This is a genomic window from Acidovorax sp. CF316, assembly GCF_000276605.1.
GTDB lineage: Bacteria > Pseudomonadota > Gammaproteobacteria > Burkholderiales > Burkholderiaceae_C > Acidovorax.
Window position 1 is genome coordinate 1 of the sequence record NZ_AKJX01000213.1, and the last position, 19,336, is coordinate 19,336.

General features: G+C 68.3%; 15 protein-coding genes. 9 read left to right on the plus strand and 6 right to left on the minus strand.

Going from position 1 to position 19,336, the window contains the following annotated elements:
* Nucleotides 1-82: 82 nt before the first annotated feature.
* Nucleotides 83-937 (minus strand): SDR family oxidoreductase, encoded by an 855-nt coding sequence (locus PMI14_RS26185; RefSeq protein WP_007859112.1) that lies wholly within the window; start codon nt 935-937, stop codon nt 83-85.
* Nucleotides 938-1,027: 90 nt separating this feature from the next.
* Between PMI14_RS26185 and PMI14_RS26190 the strand changes: the two genes are divergently transcribed.
* The 6 genes from PMI14_RS26190 (at nt 1,028) to PMI14_RS26215 (ending at nt 4,140) form a co-directional block, all read left to right on the plus strand.
* Nucleotides 1,028-1,507: a helix-turn-helix domain-containing protein gene (locus PMI14_RS26190; RefSeq protein WP_007859114.1), complete on the plus strand. Its 480-nt coding sequence runs from the start codon at nt 1,028-1,030 to the stop codon at nt 1,505-1,507.
* A 49-nt stretch (nt 1,508-1,556) separates the two neighbouring features.
* Complete coding sequence (locus PMI14_RS26195; RefSeq protein WP_007859115.1) at nt 1,557-2,063, plus strand: GNAT family N-acetyltransferase; 507 nt, start codon at nt 1,557-1,559, stop codon at nt 2,061-2,063.
* A gap of 29 nt (nt 2,064-2,092) precedes the next feature.
* The gene (locus PMI14_RS26200) at nt 2,093-2,485 is read left to right on the plus strand and encodes an SgcJ/EcaC family oxidoreductase (RefSeq protein WP_007859118.1); all 393 of its coding nucleotides are present in this window, start codon (nt 2,093-2,095) and stop codon (nt 2,483-2,485) included.
* 53 nt (nt 2,486-2,538) lie between these two features.
* Nucleotides 2,539-3,324, plus strand: a complete 786-nt coding sequence (locus tag PMI14_RS33750; protein WP_007859120.1) for a HEAT repeat domain-containing protein — start codon at nt 2,539-2,541, stop codon at nt 3,322-3,324.
* Nucleotides 3,325-3,449: 125 nt separating this feature from the next.
* Complete coding sequence (locus tag PMI14_RS26210; RefSeq protein ID WP_007859122.1) at nt 3,450-3,704, plus strand: hypothetical protein; 255 nt, start codon at nt 3,450-3,452, stop codon at nt 3,702-3,704.
* 58 nt (nt 3,705-3,762) lie between these two features.
* Complete coding sequence (locus PMI14_RS26215; protein WP_007859124.1) at nt 3,763-4,140, plus strand: hypothetical protein; 378 nt, start codon at nt 3,763-3,765, stop codon at nt 4,138-4,140.
* A 106-nt stretch (nt 4,141-4,246) separates the two neighbouring features.
* Here PMI14_RS26215 and PMI14_RS26220 read toward each other — a convergent pair whose 3' ends face one another.
* The 5 genes from PMI14_RS26220 to PMI14_RS26240 are packed head-to-tail and all read right to left on the minus strand — an operon-like array spanning nt 4,247 to nt 10,585.
* Nucleotides 4,247-5,110, minus strand: coding sequence for an oxaloacetate decarboxylase (locus tag PMI14_RS26220; protein WP_007859126.1), 864 nt, complete (start codon nt 5,108-5,110; stop codon nt 4,247-4,249).
* A 43-nt stretch (nt 5,111-5,153) separates the two neighbouring features.
* Complete coding sequence (gene prpF / locus PMI14_RS26225; RefSeq protein ID WP_007859128.1) at nt 5,154-6,347, minus strand: 2-methylaconitate cis-trans isomerase PrpF; 1,194 nt, start codon at nt 6,345-6,347, stop codon at nt 5,154-5,156.
* Nucleotide 6,348: 1 nt separating this feature from the next.
* Nucleotides 6,349-8,967, minus strand: coding sequence for a Fe/S-dependent 2-methylisocitrate dehydratase AcnD (gene acnD, locus PMI14_RS26230; RefSeq protein ID WP_007859137.1), 2,619 nt, complete (start codon nt 8,965-8,967; stop codon nt 6,349-6,351).
* A gap of 35 nt (nt 8,968-9,002) precedes the next feature.
* Nucleotides 9,003-10,157, minus strand: a complete 1,155-nt coding sequence (gene prpC / locus PMI14_RS26235) for a 2-methylcitrate synthase (RefSeq protein ID WP_007859139.1) — start codon at nt 10,155-10,157, stop codon at nt 9,003-9,005.
* Between the two features lie 50 nt (nt 10,158-10,207).
* Nucleotides 10,208-10,585: an acyl-CoA thioesterase gene (locus PMI14_RS26240; RefSeq protein ID WP_108016439.1), complete on the minus strand. Its 378-nt coding sequence runs from the start codon at nt 10,583-10,585 to the stop codon at nt 10,208-10,210.
* A gap of 118 nt (nt 10,586-10,703) precedes the next feature.
* Between PMI14_RS26240 and PMI14_RS26245 the strand changes: the two genes are divergently transcribed.
* The 3 genes from PMI14_RS26245 (at nt 10,704) to smc (ending at nt 19,327) form a co-directional block, all read left to right on the plus strand.
* Nucleotides 10,704-12,200 (plus strand): short-chain fatty acyl-CoA regulator family protein, encoded by a 1,497-nt coding sequence (locus tag PMI14_RS26245; protein WP_007859144.1) that lies wholly within the window; start codon nt 10,704-10,706, stop codon nt 12,198-12,200.
* A gap of 153 nt (nt 12,201-12,353) precedes the next feature.
* Nucleotides 12,354-15,506 (plus strand): EAL domain-containing protein, encoded by a 3,153-nt coding sequence (locus PMI14_RS26250; RefSeq protein WP_007859157.1) that lies wholly within the window; start codon nt 12,354-12,356, stop codon nt 15,504-15,506.
* 296 nt (nt 15,507-15,802) lie between these two features.
* Nucleotides 15,803-19,327 carry a chromosome segregation protein SMC gene (gene smc / locus PMI14_RS26255; protein ID WP_007859158.1) on the plus strand — a complete coding sequence of 1,175 codons (3,525 nt, stop codon included), beginning with the start codon at nt 15,803-15,805 and terminating at the stop codon, nt 19,325-19,327.
* Nucleotides 19,328-19,336 lie beyond the last annotated feature (9 nt).

Here is a 19,336-nt window from a genome sequence, read left to right on the forward strand (position 1 = left end):
TTTGCTTTGGGGCGGCCGAAATGCGCTGCCAACAGGCTATCCAGTTTCAGAAAAGGGCCGCCTTGTGCGGCTCCAATGCCCATCAGCCCTTCAGCGCTGCCGCCACTGTGGTTGCCAGCGGCGTCGTGGCGCGGCCGATCAGCTGGCTGAGCTGGTGGCCATCGTCGAACAGCGCTCCCTTGGCCGCTGCGGCGTCCGAATCGGCCAGCAGCGCGGCAAAACCGGCCGGCAGGCCCACCTGCACCAGCGCGGCCTGGTAGTCGGCCTCGGGCAGATCCTTGTAGACCACGTTCTTGCCCGACTGGCGCGCAATTTCCGCCGCCAGGTCGGCCAGGGTATAGGCGCTGTCGCCTGCGAGCTCGTACACCCGGCCGGCCTGGCCATCGGTGGCCAGCACCACGGCCGCGGCCTCGGCATAGTCCACACGGGCTGCCGAGGCGATGCGGCCGCTGCCTGCGCTGCCCAGCACGGCGCCATGGGCGAGCGCGGCCGGCACGCTGGCCGTGTAGTTCTCGGTGTACCAGCCATTGCGCAGCAGCACCACGGGCAGGCCCGAGGCGCGCAGCAGGGCTTCGGTCTCCACGTGCTCTGCCGCCAGGCCCAAGAGGGAGCTGTCGGCGCGCAACACGCTGGTGTAGGCCAGCAGCTGCACCTGGGCACGTTGGGCGGCATCGATCACCGCCTTGTGCTGTGCCGTGCGCTGGCCCACCTCGCTCGATGAAATCAGCAGCAGCTTGTGCACGCCCTGGAAGGCGGCATCGAGCGTGTCGGGCTGCGTGTAGTCTGCCTTGCGCACCTGCACGCCCAGGGCAGCCAGGTCCTGGGCCTTTTCGGGGCTGCGCACGGCCGCGACGATCTGGGCTGCGGGAATGGTCTTGAGCAGGGACTGGATGACGAGGCGGCCGAGCTGGCCGGTGGCTCCGGTGATGGCGATCATGGTGAAAAACCCTTGGTTGAAAAAGACAGAGAAGGCAGAATAGCGGTCAAGCTAACTTTTCGTAAGTACGTACATAAAGGTAAGTACCACATGCCTGCCCGCATTGCATCCACCCCCGCCGAGACTGCTCCCCGCGAAGGCATTGCCGAAAAGCTGCAGCGCGGCCAGCTGTTCTCGCCCGACTGCCCGTCGCGCGCCGTGCTGCAGCATGTGACCAGCCGCTGGGGCGTGCTGGTGCTGGTGGCCCTGCTGGCCGGTACGCACCGCTTCAGCGACCTGCGCCGCAAGGTGGGTGGTGTCAGCGAGAAGATGCTGGCCCAGACCCTGCAGTGGCTGGAGAGCGATGGCTTCGTGCTGCGCGTCTCGCACCCCGTGGTGCCACCGCACGTCGAGTACAGCCTGACCCCCATGGGCACCGAGGTGGCACGCCAGGTCGAAGGCCTGGTGGACTGGATCGAGGGCAACCTGCACCGCATCATGGACAAGCACCGTGCGGATGCGGCAGGTGCCAGCGCTGCGGCGCCTCCTGCCGACCTCGGAGCCGGGTGGGTGTTCTCCGCCGCGCTGTAGACTGTCTTCGGTCCGGGGAAGGGGCCCTGGCTGAATGGAGATCCGTGGGATGAACCTGTCCATCGAACCGGTGGCGCCAGCGCATTTCGAGGGCCTGTGGCGCGCGCTCGACACGGTCGCGCGCGAGAAGCGCTTCCTGGCCTTCACCGAGGCTCCCCCTTGGGAGTCCTCGCGCAGCTTTTATGAGCACATCATCGCCAACGACCAGTGCCAGGTGGTGGCCGTGGCCGATGGCCAGGTCGTGGGCTGGTGCGACGTGCTGCCCGGCATGGGGCAAACGCGGGCGCATGTGGGCACCCTGGGCATCGGGTTGATCCCTTCTGCGCGTCACCAGGGCATCGGGTCCCGGTTGATGCGTGCCGCCATTGATGGCGCATGGACGCGGGGCCTGACCCGCATCGAGCTGAGCGTGCGCGCCGACAACGCCAATGCCAAGGCGCTGTACGAACGCCTGGGCTTCGAGCTCGAGGGCATCCGCCGCCGCTCGATGCGGGTGGACGGTGTGTACCACGACAGCCTGGCCATGGCGCTGCTGCGGCGTGACGATGGTGGCTGAGCGCGCCTCGCCCTGAAGGAAGGATTCTTATGTTGAGCGATGAAGATCAGATCCGCCAGTTGGTCGCTACCTGGATGTCCGCCACCAGGGCCGGCGACACCGAGGCAGTGATGGACCTGATGACCGAGGACGTGGTTTTCCTCGTGCCGGGCAGGGCGCCCATGTCCAAAGCAGATTTCCGGGCCGCTATGCAGAGCCAGGCCGGCAATGCCGGGCCCCGGGTGGACGGCAGCAGCGAGATCCAGGAGGTGCAGGTGGCAGGAGAGTGGGCGTTTGCCCGATCGCAACTCACGGTGACCATGACGCCCCGTGATGGCGCTGCGCCCATCGTGCGTGCGGGGCCCGTGCTCAGCGTGTTCCGCAGGGAGAAGGGGCGCTGGCTGCTGGCGCGGGATGCGAACATGCTGGTGGTGCAGCCGTGAAAAGGAATTCCAGGAATCTGGGCACGCCGCAGACATCGCAAAGGTTGGAGCGCATGGCGCTGCGCGCCTGGGACACCGACCGGGGATGGAAGGCGATCCAGCAATTGCATCTGCGCGCTTCGCCCGCGCTTTTGCGTCGGGTGCGTGCGCTGTGCGCCAGCCGCAGCTGGAGGCGCCGCGCCCTGGGTCTGCACGTCGCATCGCAGCTGCAGCAACGCCGGCGCACCGAGGGCCTGTCCGCGCCTGCCTATGCCCTGGATGCCACGCAGGCACTGCTGCTCGCGGGCCTGGAGGATGTCCATGCCGAAGTGGTCCGCGCCGCGGTCTCAGGGCTGGGACACCGGCCGCATCCAGATGCTCTGGCGAGCCTGGTCGAGTTGGCTGGACATGCCGACAGTGCGATGCGCTGGGATGTGGCCGTGGCCTTGGGTCATTACCACGGGCCGATCGCCATCGACGCACTGATGCGCCTGGCGGTGGATGCCGATCCCGAGGTGCGTGACTGGGCCACTTTCGGCCTGGGCACCCAGCAGACCGTCGACACGCCGCAGGTGCGCGAGGTGCTCTGGCACAACCTTGGCGACGCCGATGAGGACGTTCGCGGCGAGGCCCTGGTGGGCCTCGCTGCACGGCGCGATCCGCGTGTGGTCGACCAGCTGCTGGCGCAGCTGGGCCCCGATTGCTTGGTGTACCAGCTGGAGGCTGCGGAGCAGGTTGCCAGTCCCTTGCTGTTACCTGCGCTGCACGCACTTGCGGACGGGCTTCACGACAGCGAGCGCAAGGGCTATTGGTTCGGTTGCCTGCAGTCCGCGATAGAGGCCTGCTCTGAGGTTCGATAGGCCTGTCTTTGCGATCCCTGCTGCTGTGTATTGATCAGGTCGTTCTTGGAAGGCTGCGCCGCAGTCAGACGGCGGCGGATGTAATGGGACGTATGCGATAACCTCGCATGACCTAGACTGCAGGCATGAAACTCCACGGATATGCCGACGAAGGCAAGGACCCACAAGACATCATCCCCGAGACGCTGGCCGAGGTGACGCTTGAGGCCACTCCCGATGAGCTGCGCGCAATGGCTGCATTCCTTCTGTCTGCAGCTGATGCAATGGACCGTTTGGGAGGCGCTTACGGCCATCTGCATCTGGCGGACGCGATGCCCCAGTTCAATGACTCTCCCCACCTGACTGTGTTCCGGTACGAAAGCGGCTCTGACGGTGATTGATGCAGGCTCGTCTGTTCGACAGAACCTTTCATACCTTCATGTGAAGTCTGGCGACCGCATGCCCGATGTGGCGGATGGCGCTCCGTGGCGCGTGGTCGTCATTGCCGAGATGGGTGTGGATCCCCGTTGGCAGGCGCAGGTCAGCACATGGATGGTGCGTTCCGGCTGCCTCTACATGATGGCCTGGGGCGAGGATTGCAGCTCTTGGGACGACATGGTGGATTGGGCGCTGATCGAGGAGTTCCATTTTGAGGACATTCCCGAGGAGCGCTTTGTGATGACGACCTGGCACGAGGGCTGTGCCCTGGCGGAGGTCTTCCACTTTTGCAAGCATTGCGCGTTTCACCACCGGATAGAAATTGTGCGAACGGTGTTGTTGCATATCGCCCAACACCCCGCTGAGCAGGTGACTGTGCAGGCCTATCTGCAGGCTTGAATTCCATGCGAGGCGTTGTGCGCCGTGTGCGCGAGCGGTCCGACGCAGTGCTGTGGCAGCGATGTTGCTTGTGCCTGCCGCCCGGCTGATGGCCATATGCCCTGTGTCACTGGTACTTCTGCTCCAGCGCATCCCATTCGCTCTTGCGCACCAGCCGCTGGCGCTCTGCAAACGGTGCCACCAGGGCCGGGTCCTCGTCGATGCGTTGCGTGTCGCGCAGCACCGTCAGCGCTTTCTGCATGCCCGCCACCGCGCCCTGCAGTGCGGCATTGGCGTACAGCACGATGCCATAGCCCAGGCCGGCCAGCTCCTCGGCGCTGAAGATGGGCGTCTTGCCGCCGATCACCATGTTCATGAGCTGGGGCCTGTCGGCCAGGCGCCGGGGCAGGGCGCGGATCTCCTCGGCCGTGGTCACGGCCTCAACGAACAGGATGTCGGCGCCGGCCTCGCCGAAGCGCTGCGCGCGTTCCACGGCCGCCTCGAAGCCCTGGGTGGCGCAGGCATCGGTGCGGGCCAGGATGAGGGTGTCGGGGTCTCGGCGGGCGTCCACGGCGGCCTCGATCTTGCCCAGCATTTCCTCGGTGCTGATCACCTCCTTGCCGTTGAAGTGCCCGCAGCGCTTGGGGCTGACCTGGTCTTCGAGCTGGATGCAGTCGGCGCCCGCACGCTCCAGCGTGCGCACGGCGTGGTAGGTGTTGAGCGCGTTGCCGAAGCCGGTGTCGGCGTCCACGATCAGCGGCAGTTCCACTGCATCGCGGATGCGTGCCGTGTGGTCGGCGATGTCGGTCAGGCCCATGAAGGCCTGGTCCGGCAGGCCGAACCACATGTTGGTGACGCCGGCACCGGTGACGTAGATGGCCTCGAAGCCCAGGTCGGCGACCACGCGGGCCGACAGGGCGTTGAAGGCGCCGGGAACGAGGATGCCGCGGCGCGATTCGGCCAAGGCCTTGAGGGTCTTGCGGGTGGACATGGAAGGATGAATGAGAGATCTTGAACAGGGTTCTTGAAAGGCGTCAGAAGGCGTCGCCGGGCACATGCACCCAGCCACTCATGAGCACGCGGGCGCTGCGGCCCATCAGGGCCTTGGTCACCGTCCATTCGCCATTGGATTGCTGCATGGCCTCGGCGCCCACGCGCAGCGTGCCCGAGGGGTGGCCAAAGCGCACGGTGCTGCGCTGCCCGCCACCGGCAACCTGGTTCACCAGGGTGCCGGGGATGGCCGCAGCGGTGGCGATGGCCACGGCCGCCGTGCCCATCATGGCGTGGTGCAGCCGGCCCATGGACAGGGCGCGCACCAGCAGGTCCACATCGGCGGCGGCCACCGCCTTGCCGCTCGACGCGGTGTAGCTGGCCGGTGGCGCGACGAAGGCCAGCTTGGGTGTGTGCTGGCGTCGCGCGGCATCGTCCACCGTGGCGATCAGCCCCATGCGCACAGCGCCATGGGCGCGGATGGCCTCGAAGCGGGCCAGCGCAGCGGGGTCGCCGTTGATTGCATCCTGCAGCTCGGTACCGGTGTAGCCGATGTCGGCCGCATTGACGAAGATGGTGGGGATGCCCGCATTGATCATCGTGGCGCCCAGTGTGCCCACGCCGGGCACGGCCAGGTCGTCCACCACATTTCCGGTCGGGAACATGGCGCCGCCCGCACCGTCCTCGTCGGCCGCCGGGTCCCTGAATTCAAGCTGCACCTCGGCCGCAGGGAAGGTGACGCCATCGAGCTCGAAATCGCCGGTCTCCTGCACGGCCCCGCCGGTGATGGGCACCTGCGCGATGATGGTCTTGCCGATGTTGGCCTGCCAGATGCGCACCGTGGCGATACCGTCGTGCGGCACGCGGGCGGCATCCACCAGGCCGTTGGCGATGGCGAACGGCCCCACGGCGGCCGACAGGTTGCCGCAGTTGCCGCTCCAGTCGACGAAGGCCGCGTCGATGGACACCTGGCCGAAGAGGTAGTCCACGTCGTGGCCGGGCCGGGTGCTGGGCGCCAGGATCACCACCTTGCTGGTGCTCGACGTGGCGCCGCCCATGCCGTCGGTCTGCTTGCCATAGGGGTCGGGGCTGCCGGCCACGCGCAGCAGCAGCGCATCGCGCGCGGCGCCGGGCACCTGGGTTGCGGCGGGCAGGTCCTGCAGGCGAAAGAACACGCCCTTGCTGGTGCCGCCACGCATGTAGGTGGCGGGGATCTGGATCTGGGGTGCGTGGGGCATGTCAGGCGGCCTGTGGCTGGGGGGATGCGGTGTTGGCGGAAGCAAGAAAGTCCTGGGCGAAGCGCTGGAGCACGCCGCCGGCCTCGTAGATCGAGACTTCCTCGGCGGTGTCCAGCCGGCAGGTCATGGGCACATCGACGTGCTCTCCATTCCTGCGCCGCACCACCAGCACGAGGTCGGCGCGCGGGCGGCGTTCGCCCACCACATCGTACGTCTCCGTGCCATCGAGGCCCAGGGTCAGGCGGCTGGTGCCGGGCTTGAACTCCAGCGGCAGCACGCCCATGCCGATCAGGTTGGTGCGGTGGATGCGCTCGAAGCCCTCGGCTGCGATGGCTTCCACCCCCGCCAGGCGCACGCCCTTGGCCGCCCAGTCGCGCGACGAGCCCTGGCCGTAGTCGGCGCCGGCAATGATGATCAGCGGCTGGCCGCGCTGCATGTAGGTCTCGATGCCCTCCCACATGCGCACCACCTGGCCCTCGGGCTCGATGCGGGTGAACGAGCCTTTCTTCACCCGGCCGTCGACCACGGCCATCTCGTTGACCAGTTGCGGGTTGGCAAAGGTCGCGCGCTGGGCTGTGAGGTGGTCGCCCCGGTGCGTGGCGTAGGAGTTGAAATCCTCCTCAGGCAGGCCCATCTTGTGCAGGTATTCGCCGGCCGCGCTGTCCATGAGGATGGCATTGGAGGGCGAGAGGTGGTCGGTGGTGATGTTGTCGGGCAGCACGGCCAGCGGGCGCAGGCCGCTGAGGGTGCGTTCGCCGGCCAGGGCGCCTTCCCAGTAGGGCGGGCGGCGGATGTAGGTGCTTTGCGGGCGCCAGTCGTACAGCGGGCTCACGGCCGCCTCGCCGCTGGCCGCCTGCAGCCGGAACATGGGCTCGTACACGCGGCGGAAATGCTCGGGCTTGACGCTTTGCGCGACGATGGCGTCGATCTCCTCATCGCTGGGCCAGATGTCCTGGAGCCTCACGGGGTGGCCCTGGGCGTCCGTGCCGAGCACGTCCTTTTCGATGTCGAAGCGCACCGTGCCGGCGATCGCATAGGCCACTACCAGCGGGGGCGAGGCGAGGAAGGCCTGCTTGGCATAGGGGTGGATGCGCCCGTCGAAATTGCGGTTGCCCGAGAGCACGGCCGCGGCGTACAGGTCGCGGTCGATGATCTCCTGCTGGATGGCCGGTGCCAGCGCGCCCGACATGCCGTTGCAGGTGGTGCAGGCAAAGGCCACGATGCCAAAGCCCAGCTGCTCCAGCTCGGCCAGCAGCCCGGCGTCCTCCAGGTACAGCTGCACGGCCTTGGAGCCGGGTGCCAGGGACGACTTGACCCAGGGCTTGCGCACCAGGCCGCGCGCATTGGCATTGCGCGCCAGCAGGCCGGCGGCGATCACGTTGCGCGGGTTGCTGGTGTTGGTGCAGCTGGTGATGGCGGCGATGATGACCGCGCCGTCGGGCATCTGCCCTGGCGCCTCGGTCCACGGTGCGGCAATGCCGCGTGCCGCCAGGTCGCCGGTGGGCAGGCGCTTGTGCGGGTTGGAGGGGCCGGCCATGTTGCGCACCACGCGCGACAGGTCGAAGGACAGCACGCGCTCGTACTGGGCCGTGGCCAGGGCATCGGCCCACAGGCCGGTTGCCCTGGCATAGGTCTCCACCAGCCGCACCTGCTCCGCCTCGCGGCCCGTGAGGCGCAGGTAGGCGATGGTCTGCTCGTCGATGTAGAACATCGCCGCCGTGGCACCGAACTCGGGCGCCATGTTGGAGATGGTGGCCCGGTCGCCCAGGGTCAGCGCCGAGGCGCCGGCGCCGAAGAACTCCAGGTAGGCGCCCACCACTTTCTGCTGGCGCAGGTATTCGGTCAGGGCCAGCACGGTGTCGGTGGCGGTGATGCCAGGCTGCGGCTGGCCCGTGAGCTCCACGCCCACGATGTCGGGCAGGCGCATCCACGAGGCACGGCCCAGCATCACGCTCTCGGCCTCCAGCCCGCCCACGCCGATGGCGATGACACCGAGCGCATCCACGTGCGGGGTGTGGCTGTCGGTGCCCACCAGTGTGTCGGGGTAGGCCACGCCGCCCTGGGCGTGCACCACGGGCGACATGCGCTCCAGGTTGATCTGGTGCATGATGCCGTTGCCCGGCGGGATCACCTCGACGTTCTTGAACGCCTTTTTCGTCCACTCGATGAAGTGGAAGCGGTCTTCATTGCGCCGGTCCTCGATGGCGCGGTTCTTGGCAAAGGCCTCGGGGTCGTCGCCGCCGTGCTCCACGGCCAGCGAATGGTCCACGATGAGCTGGGTGGGCACCACCGGGTTCACCTGTGCCGGGTCGCCGCCCATGTCGGCAATCGCATCGCGCAGGCCGGCCAGGTCCACCAGCGCCGTCTGGCCCAGGATGTCGTGGCACACCACGCGCGCCGGGTACCACGGAAAGTCCAGGTCGCGCCGGCGCTCGATCAGCTGGCGCAGCGATGCGTCCAGGGTGGCGGGGTCAGCGCGGCGCACCAGGTTCTCGGCATGCACGCGCGAGGTATAGGGCAGCCCGGCCCAGGCGCCGGGCGCCAGGGCGTCGACCGCTTCGCGGGCGTCGTAATAATCCAGCGCAGTGCCGGGCAGGTTCTTGCGATATCTTGTGTTCATGGACGTGGGGCAGGGCGTGCCGCTTCCTGTCGAATCTACTTGCGCTCGCCGATGGGGACGAAGGCCAGGTCTTCGGGGCCCGTGTAGTGGGCGCTCGGGCGGATGATCTTGTTGTCGATGCGCTGTTCGATGATGTGCGCCGCCCAGCCGCTGGTGCGCGCAATGACGAACAGCGGCGTGAACATGGCCGTGGGCACATCCACCATGTGGTAGCTCACGGCGCTGAACCAGTCGAGGTTGGGGAACATCCTTTTCACCTCCCACATCACCGTCTCCAGCCGCTCGGCGATGTCGAACATCTTGGTCGTGCCCGCGTCTTCGGAGAGCTGGCGCGCCACGCGCTTGATGACCTCGTTGCGCGGGTCGCTCACGGTGTAGACCGGATGGCCGAAGCCGATCACCACCTCCTTGGCCTCCACGCGGCGGCGGATGTCGGCCTCGGCCTCGTCGGCGTTGTCGTAGCGCTTCTGGATCTCGAAGGCCACCTCGTTGGCGCCGCCATGCTTGGGCCCGCGCAGCGCGCCGATGGCGCCGGTGATGCACGAGTACATGTCGCTGCCCGTGCCGGCCACCACGCGCGCGGTGAAGGTGGAGGCATTGAACTCATGCTCCGCATACAGGTTCAGCGAGGTGTGCATGGCGCGCTCCCAGGCGGCCGGGGGCTTCTTGCCGTGCAGCAGGTGCAGGAAGTGCGCGCCGATGGAGTCGTCGTCCGTCTCCACCTCGATGCGCTTGCCCTGGGTGGACCAGTGGTACCAGTACAGCAGCATGGAGCCGAGCGATGCCATCAGCCGGTCGGCGATGTCGCGCGCACCGGGCGTGTGGTGATCGTCCTTCTCGGGCAGCACGCAGCCCAGGGCGGATACGCCGGTGCGCATCACGTCCATGGGGTGGCTGCTGGCGGGCAACTGCTCCAGCGCCTCCTTCACATTGGCCGGCAGGCCGCGCAGGGCCTTCAGGCGCCCCTTGTAGGCGCGCAATTCGGCCGTGGTGGGCAGCTTGCCATGCACCAGCAGGTGGGCGATCTCCTCGAACTCGCAGACGTCGGCGATGTCCAGGATGTCATAGCCGCGGTAGTGCAGGTCGTTGCCCGTGCGGCCCACGGTGCACAGCGCCGTGTTGCCGGCGGTCACGCCCGAGAGGGCGACGGATTTCTTGGGCTTGAAGCCGGTGGCGAGGGTGTCGCTCATGGGGGCTGTCTCCTGTTGCGAAAGCGGTGGGGGGATTGAATGGAACGAAATCAGATGCGTCTGGGCCGGCCGGCACCGTCCACGGCCACCATCTCGAAAGCGCCGCGCAGCGCGGGCTGGTGGTGGCCGGTGTACAGGTTCTCCGCGCTGCCGCTGACCTCCACGGTCATGGAGCTGTTGCCGGTGCGCACCACCTCGGCCGTGAGCCGCAGTGCCTGGCCTTGGGGCACGGGGGCCATGAACTGCACGTCGCTGCAGCGCGCCATCACCACCGCGCAGCGCGCATGGCGGCTGGCCGTGACAAAGGCCGCCTGGCCCATCAGCAGGAGGGCCTGGCCGCCGAACAGCGTGCCGTAATGGTTGGTGCGCTCGGGGAACACCATCTCCGTGAAATGCATGGGCTGGTGCAGGGCGCTGGTTTGTTGCATGATTCGCAATGTACGCAAGCCATCGCTCTGCGTACAGGCCTGAATTGGCGAATGATTGCGAAGATAGAATGGATGAATTGCGAATTTTGCGAATTAATCGCGCAGAGGTGCCTGTGTCATGAAGAAGACCTTCATGGGCGTGCGCCTGCGCCGCCTGCGCGAGGAGCGCGGCATGACGCAGGTCGCGCTGGCGCGTGCGCTCGACCTGTCGGCCAGCTACCTCAACCAGATCGAGCAGAACCAGCGGCCGCTCACGGTGCCGGTGCTGCTCAAGATCAACGCCGTGTTCGGCGTGGACGTGCAGCGCTTTTCGGACGACGACGAGGCGCGCCTGATCACCGGCCTGCGCGAGGTGCTGGCCGATACGCCTGCCGAGCCGGGCCTGGACCCGGAGGCGGTGTCGCTGGCCGAGATCCGCGAACTGGCCTCGGGCATGCCCGCCGTGGCGCGCACCCTGCTGGCCCTGCACCAGCGCCACCGCCAGGCGCTGGAGCGGCTCGATGCCCTGAGTGCCCAGCTGGGCGATGGCCGCAGCGGTGCCCTGGCCAGTGCCGGCCACCAGCCCATGGCCTACGAGGAAGTGCGCGATTTCTTCTTTGCCCGCCACAACCACTTCGCCGAACTCGACGATGCGGCCGAGCGGCTGGCGGCCGACTGGGCGCTGCAGCCCGGCCGGGCCGACGAGGGGCTGGCGCGCCGCCTGCAGACGGCCCACGGGGTGCACGTGGTGGCCGTGCCCGAGCTGCCGGGCGGGGCGCAGCGCCACTACGATCCTGGCAGCGGGGTGCTGCAACTGGCCCAGGGGCTCGAAGCCGGGCAGCGCGCCTTCCAGATGGCGACGCAGCTGGCCTTCCTGGAGATGGGGCCCGAGCTGCGCCGCCTGGCCGACGGCGCCGGCCTGTCGGGCGACCAGGCGCGGGCACTGGCGCGCATCGGCCTGGCCAACTACTTCGCGGGGGCCTTGCTGCTGCCCTACACGGCCTTCCTGCAGGCGGCCGAGGCGGTGCGCTACGACATCGACCGGCTGGGCCACCAGTTCGGCGTGGGCTTCGAGACGGTGTGCCATCGCCTGTCCACGCTGCAGCGGCCCAGCGCGCGCGGCGTGCCCTTCTTCTTCATCCGTGTGGACCGGGCGGGCAACATCTCCAAGCGCCAGTCGGCCACGCATTTCCACTTCAGCAAGATCGGCGGCACCTGCCCGCTGTGGAATGTGTACGAGGCCTTTGCCCAGCCCGGGCGCATCGTGCCGCAGCTGGCGCGCATGCCGGACGGCCGGGCCTACCTGTGGGTGGCGCGTACCGTCTCGCGCGGCAGTGGCGGGGCAGGGGGCTGGGGTGCGCCGGGCAAGGAGTTCTCGGTGGCACTGGGCTGCGATGTGCGCCACGCGGCGCAGCTCGTGTACTCGCGCGGCCTGAACCTGGCCGACCCCGAGGCGGCCGTGCCCATCGGCATGGGCTGCAAGGTCTGCGAGCGCGAGGCCTGCCCGCAGCGGGCGTTTCCACCCATCGGCCAGGTGCTGGATGTGAATGAGAATCGCAGTCGTTTTGCCCCCTATCCCGTGGTGGTGGGGGGATCGCCTCGGGTGCTGGCAAACCCGCCCCCCGGTGTTGCATAAACGGTACGGCAAAAACAGCGACGCTGTTACAAGATGTGGGCCCTTGCATGCCGGATGGAGGGGCCGAATCCCGCTATCCTCATGGGCTGTTGCGGCAGTGCCCTGGCACGCCGTGTGCAACCCTGTCTGGCTTTCGCTGACTCCCTGTCCTGAATGGCTTCGCTCACCCTCAACGGCTTTTATCGGCATTGGTTGCCCGGCCTGGGTGTGGCTGCGGCCGGCTTGCTGCTGAGCTTCGGCCTGGCGCGGCAACAGGCCGATGCGGTCGATGCGGTCGCCAAGGCGCGCCTGACGCAGGAGACACGGCTGTTCACCGACGCGCTGGTGCAGCGCATCGCCACCCACACCGAGATCGTGCACGGCCTGCGCGGGCTGTTTTCGGCCAACCCGGGGCTCACGCGGGCCGAGTTCGAACGGGTGGCCAGCGAACTCGACATCTCCGAACGCTACCCCGGCGTGCGCAACCTGTCGTTCACGCGGCGGGTGACCCTGGACGAGAAGGCCGACTATGAAGCCCGCGTGCGGGCCGATACCTCGATCAACCCCGCCGGCTATCCCGAGTTTTCGATCCGGCCGCCCGGCGAGCGCCCCGAGTACTTCGTGGCCGAGTACCTGTGGCCCATGAAGGGCAACGAGGCCGTGCTGGGCCTGGACATCAGCGCCCAGCCCACCAACCTGGCGGCCATGCGCTACAGCCGCGACAGCGGGAACACCGTGGCGTCGGCGCCGTTCGACTTGGTGCAGGAGCAGACGCACCGCACGGCCTTCGTGATCCGCGTTCCGGTGTATGACCGATCGGGGACGGCCGACCTCAAGCCGCAGGTCTTCCTCGGGGCCGTGGCCGCCACCATCCGGGTCTACGACCTGGTGCGCTTCATGCGCGGCGAGGGCCTGCTCAACGGCATCGCCGTGTCCATCACCGACCAGGGCTCCACCCGCGCCGGCGCCACCGACACCACGGTGCGCGTGCTGCTGCCGCCCACCGCCGAGGCCTTGCCGGATACCGTGCCCTACGAGCGGGACATCCTGGTGCACGACCGGCGATGGCGCCTGAGCTTCATGCCCACGCAGTCTTTGCTGTCGCTGTCCGAGCGCAGCCTGCCCTGGGCGGCGGGGGGCTCGGGGGCCCTGGTGTCCCTGCTGCTGGCGGCATTGGTCACCTTGCTGGCGCGCCAGCGCACGCTGGCCCTGGCGCGCGCGCAGGTGTCCGACGAGGCCCGGCGCGAGAGCGAAGACCGCTTTCGTGCCCTGTTCAACCAGGCCGCCGTGGGCGTGGCGCAAATCGACACCCGAAGCGGGCGCTTCGTGCGCATCAACCAGAAATACTGCGACATCCTGGGCTACTCGGGCGAGGAGATGCGCGCGCTCGACTTCCAGGGCGTGAGCCAGCCCGAGGACCTGGCGATCGACCTGGCCCAGATGGAGCGCCTGAAATCCGGCGAGATCAGCGAATACCGCATGGAGAAGCGCTACTTCCACAAGAACGGTTCCGAGGTCTGGGTGGACCTGACCGTCTCGCCCATGTGGACACCGGGCACCTCGCCCGATTTCCACATGGCCGTGGTGCAGGACATCAGCGAGCGCAAGCGCATGGAGAACACCTTGCGCGGCAACGAGGCGCACCTGCGCGGAATCCTGCAGCGCCTGCCGATGGGCCTGTGCCTGGTGCAGAAGGACGGCACCATCTCGTTCCGCAATGAACGCTTTCTGCAGATCTGCGGCTACTCCGCGCAGGAAGTGCCCAATGTGGACGTGTGGTGGGAGCGCAGCTACCCCGATCCCGAGGAGCGCGAGGTGATGCGCAATGCCTGGAGTGAGGAGCGCCAGCGCGCGGACGACAGCGACGGCATCATCGCGGCGGCCGAATACCACTTCCTGTGCCGCGATGGCGTGGTGCGGCCGGTGGAGGTGTCCGGCGTGCGCATCGGGGACGACCACCTCGTCACCCTGCAGGACCTGAGCCAGCGCAAGGCGGCCGAGGACGAGATCAAGAACCTGGCCTACTACGACCCGCTGACCCAGTTGCCCAACCGCCGCCTGCTGATCGACCGGCTGCAGCAGGCGCTGGCCACCAGCGCACGCCACCAGAGCCATGGCGCGCTGCTGCTGCTGGACCTGGACAACTTCAAGACGCTGAACGAGACCCAGGGCCACGACAAGGGCGACACCCTGCTGATGCAGGTGGCAAACCGCCTGCGCGCCTGCGTGCACGAGGACGACACCGTGGCGCGCCAGGGCGGCGATGAGTTCGTGGTGCTGCTCGAGGACCTGGGTGCCACGCCCGAGGAGGCCGCTGCGCGCTGCGAGGAAGCCGGCCAGCGCATCCTCGCGGTGCTGCGCGAGCCCTATGCGCTGGGCCCCGAGGCGCACCACAGCTCGCTGAGCATGGGCGTGACCCTGTTCAGCGGCGTGCGCGAGACGGTGGACGAACTGCTGCGCCGTGCCGACCTGGCCATGTACCAGGCCAAGTCGGCAGGCCGCGACACGCTGCGCTTCTACGACCCCCAGATGCAGGCCGCCGTGAGCGCCCGCGCTGCCATGGAGCTGGACATGCGCGTGGGCCTGGCGCAGGGCCAGTTCGAGCTGTACTACCAGGCGCAGATCGACCAGGGCCGCATCACCGGTGCCGAGGCATTGCTGCGCTGGCGCCACCCGCGCGATGGGTTCGTCTCGCCGGCACAGTTCATTCCGCTGGCCGAGGAGAACGGCCTGATCCTGCCGCTGGGCGAGTGGGTGCTGCAGGTGGCTTGCCAGCGCCTGGCGCGCTGGGCGCAGCAGCCCGCCCTGGCCGGCCTGGGCCTGGCCGTGAACGTGAGCCCCCGGCAGTTCCACCAGAGCGGCTTCGTGGCCCAGGTGCTGGCCGCGCTGGCCGGTTCGGGCGCCGACGGCAGCCGCCTCAAGCTGGAGATGACCGAAGGCCTGCTGCTCTCGGACGTGGAAGACACCATCGCCAAGATGGGCCAGCTCAAGGCCTATGGTGTGGGCTTCTCGCTGGACGACTTCGGCACCGGGTATTCCTCGCTGTCCTACCTCAAGCGCCTGCCGCTGGACCAGCTCAAGATCGACCAGAGCTTCGTGCGCGACGTGCTCACCGACCCCAACGACGCGGCCATCGCCCGCACCGTGGTGGCCCTGGGCACCAGCCTGGGCCTGCGCGTCATCGCCGAAGGCGTGGAAACCGAGGCCCAGCGCGAGTTCCTGGCGCGCAACAACTGCCATGCCTGGCAGGGCTACCTGCTCAGCCCGCCGCTGCAGGTGGCCGAGTTCGAGGAGCTGGTGCGCCGGCACAATGCCGTGGTCCACTGAAACCGGGAAATCGACCGTGCGCCGGGGTGGCAGGGGGAGGCAGCGCAAGGCGCGGGCTGCCGCCGTGCCCGATTGCATGCAAAATTGATAGCTGCCAGGCCTTGGCAGGCAAGCGGCAAGCGCCGTATTTGTTAAATATTGCCGATGGATACGCGGGGATTGGCCGCGAGGCGGCTCCATGCAACGGGAGCCAGCAGGCGGCGCGGTATCATCCCGCTTTACATTGGCCGGTATTTTTCCGTCTGGCGCCCGTGCGCCCCCTTGCGCCACCCCCATTTTTGCCCGCCCCCTGACACGTGCGTCTCACCTCCATCAAGCTTTCCGGCTTCAAGTCCTTCGCTGAGCCCACCAACTTCATGCTGCCGGGGCAGCTCGTGGGCGTGGTGGGCCCCAACGGCTGCGGCAAGTCCAACATCATGGATGCGGTGCGCTGGGTGTTGGGCGAGAGCAAGGCCAGCGAGCTGCGCGGCGAGTCCATGCAGGACGTGATCTTCAGCGGCACCACCACCCGCAAGCAGGCCAGCCGCGCCAGCGTGGAGCTGGTGTTCGACAACTCCGACCACCGCGCTGGGGGCCAGTGGGGCCAGTACGGCGAGGTGGCGGTGCGCCGCGTGCTCACGCGCGACGGCACCAGCAGCTACTACCTGAACAACCAGCCCGTGCGCCGCCGCGACGTGCAGGACGTGTTCCTGGGCACGGGACTGGGGCCGCGCGCCTACGCCATCATCGGCCAGGGCACCATCAGCCGCATCATCGAATCGCGCCCCGAAGAGCTGCGCCTGTTCCTCGAAGAGGCGGCCGGGGTCTCCAAGTACAAGGAGCGCCGCCGCGAGACGGAAAACCGCCTGTCCGACACGCGCGAGAACCTTACGCGGGTGGAAGACATCCTGCGCGAGCTCAACGCCAACCTCGAAAAGCTCGAAAAGCAGGCCGAGGTGGCTGCCAAATACAACGCGCTCAATTCCGACGCCACGCTCAAGCAGCACCAGCTGTGGTTCTTGAAGCGCGCCGATGCCGAGGCCGACCAGGCCAAGGTGCGCCTGGATGGCCTGCAGGCCGTGAACGACCTCGAGTCGCGCATGGCCGACCTGCGTGCCGTGGAGTCCGACCTCGAAACCATCCGCCAGGCGCACTATGCCGCTGGCGACCACGTCAACCAGGCCCAGGGCAAGCTCTACGAGGCCACGGCCGAAGTGGGCCGCCTGGAGGCCGAGATCCGCTACGTGGTGGAAGGCCGCCTGCGCGTGGAGCAGCGCCTGGTAACCCTGGCCGAGCAGATCGCCCAGTGGTCCGCACGCAAGGAAGAGGCCGACATCGAGCTTGAAAACCTCGCCGGTGCCGGCGTGGACGCCGAGGAGCGGGCCGAGCTGCTGGCCGCCCAGGTCGAAGAGCAGGCCATGCAGCTGCCCGACCTCGAAGACGCCCTGCGCCAGGCGCAAAGCCGCACGAGCGAGCAGCGCGCCAGCGTGGTCCAGGTGCAGCAGCAGATCGGCGTGCTGGCCGCCGAGCAGCGCAGCATCGACGAGCAGAGCCGCCAGTTCGATGGCCGCTACGAGCGCCTGCGCGCCGACCGCAACGCCCTTGCCGCACCCGACGAGGCGCGCCTGGCCAACCTGCAGGAGCAGCTGGACGAGGCCCAGGAACTGGCCGAGACCAGCGAGGCCCGCCTGGCCGAGCTGCAGGAGACCGTGCCACAGCTCGACGACGACCGCCGCGCCCGCCAGCAGGCCGTGAACAGCGAAAGCGCGCGCCAGGCCGATCTGTCTGCCCGCATGGAAGCCTTGAAGGCCCTGCAGGAGAAGGTCAAGACAGACGGCAAGCTGCGCCCCTGGCTGGCCAAGCATGGGCTCGACAGCCTGCAAGGCCTGTGGAGCCGCATCCACATCGAGCCAGGCTGGGAAAACGCCCTCGAAGCCGCGCTGCGCGAGCGCCTGGCCGCATTGGAGGTCGGGCGCCTGGACATGGTGCGCGGCTTCCTGGGCTCAGGCGGCACCGATGCGCCACCCGCGCGCCTGGCCTTCTACAGCATGCCCTCGGCCGGCACGCCCGACCTCGCCTCGCCGCATGCGCGCCTGTCGGACCTGCTGCGCATCCACGATGCCGGCCTGCGCGCCGTGCTGGTCGACTGGCTGCAGGGCTGCTATACCGCACCCACGCTGGACGAGGCCCTGAACCGCCGTAGCACGCTGCAGCCGGGCGAGGTGGTGTTCGTGCCCTCGGGCCATGCCGTCAGCGCCCACAGCGTGAGCTTCTACGCCCAGGACTCCGAGCAGTCGGGCATGCTGGCGCGCGCACAGGAGATCGAGCACCTCGAAAAGGAGCTGCGCGCCCAGGCCCTGATCGCCGAGGAGTCGCGCACTGCCCTGGTCCGCGCCGAAGCCGCCTATGCCGATGCATCGCAGCGCCTGGTGGGCGCCCGCCGCGAGGCCACCGAGGCCCAGGGCCGTGCCCACGAGCTGCAGGTGGAGACCCTGCGCCTGACCCAGCTGGCCGAGCAGACGCGGGCGCGCAGTGCGCAGATCGGTGCCGACATCGCCGAGATCGAGGCCCAGCTGTCCGATCTGCAGGAGCGCCGCGTGGCGGCCGAAGCCCGCTTCGAAGAGCTGGACATGCAGCTGGCCGACAGCCAGGAGCGCGAGGCGCAGCTGGGTGACCGCGTGATCGAGGCCGAGCGCAAGCTGGCCGCCTGCCGCGAGCAGCAGCGCACGCTGGAGCGCCAGGCGCAGGAGGCCACCTTCTCGCAGCGCAGCCTGGAAGCGCGCCGCGGCGAGTTGAACCGATCCATCGAGACCGCCAGCCAGCAGACCACCTCGCTCACCGACGAGCAGCAGCGCGCGCGCGATGAGCTGGCCCGCCTGTCCGACGCGGCCGCACAGGGTGGCCTGCAGGCCGCATTGGAAGTGAAGATGGAGCGCGAGAAGGCGCTCGGTGCGCAGCGCAGCGAGTACGACGACCTGACCGCCAAGCTGCGCGCCAGCGACGAGCGGCGCATGCAGCTCGAACGCGCGCTCGACCCGCTGCGCGCGCGCATCACCGAATTCCAGCTCAAGGAGCAGGCCGCGCGCCTGGGCCTGGAGCAGTACACCACCCTGCTGGCCGACGCCCAGGCCGACCTGGAGGCCGTGGCCCAGTCGATCGCCGACGGCAACGTGCGCGTGGGTGGCCTGCAGGGCGAGATCGACCGCCTGCACCGCGAGATCGCTGCGCTGGGCGCCGTGAACCTGGCGGCGCTGGACGAGCTCAAGCTGGCCAGCGAGCGCAAGGTCTTCCTCGATGCGCAGACCGCCGACCTGACCGAGGCCATGAACACGCTGGAAGATGCGATCCGCAAGATCGACGGCGAAACGCGCCAACTGCTCTCGGGCACCTTCGACACGGTGAACGGCCATTTCGGGCGCATGTTCCCCGAACTGTTCGGCGGTGGCCAGGCCAAGCTCATCATCACCGGCGACGAAATCCTCGACTCCGGCGTGCAGGTGATGGCCCAGCCCCCGGGCAAGAAGAACCAGACCATCCACCTGCTGTCGGGCGGGGAGAAGGCGCTCACGGCCATCGCGCTGGTGTTCGCCATCTTCCAGCTCAACCCCGCGCCGTTCTGTCTGCTGGACGAGGTGGACGCACCGCTGGACGATGCCAACACCGAACGCTATGCCAAGCTGGTCTCCAGCATGAGCAAGGGCACCCAGTTCCTGTTCATCAGCCACAACAAGATCGCCATGGAAATGGCCGAGCAGCTGATCGGCGTGACCATGCAGGAGCAGGGCGTCTCGCGGATCGTGGCCGTGGACATGGAGTCGGCTCTGTCAATGGCCGATGCATGACATGATGGC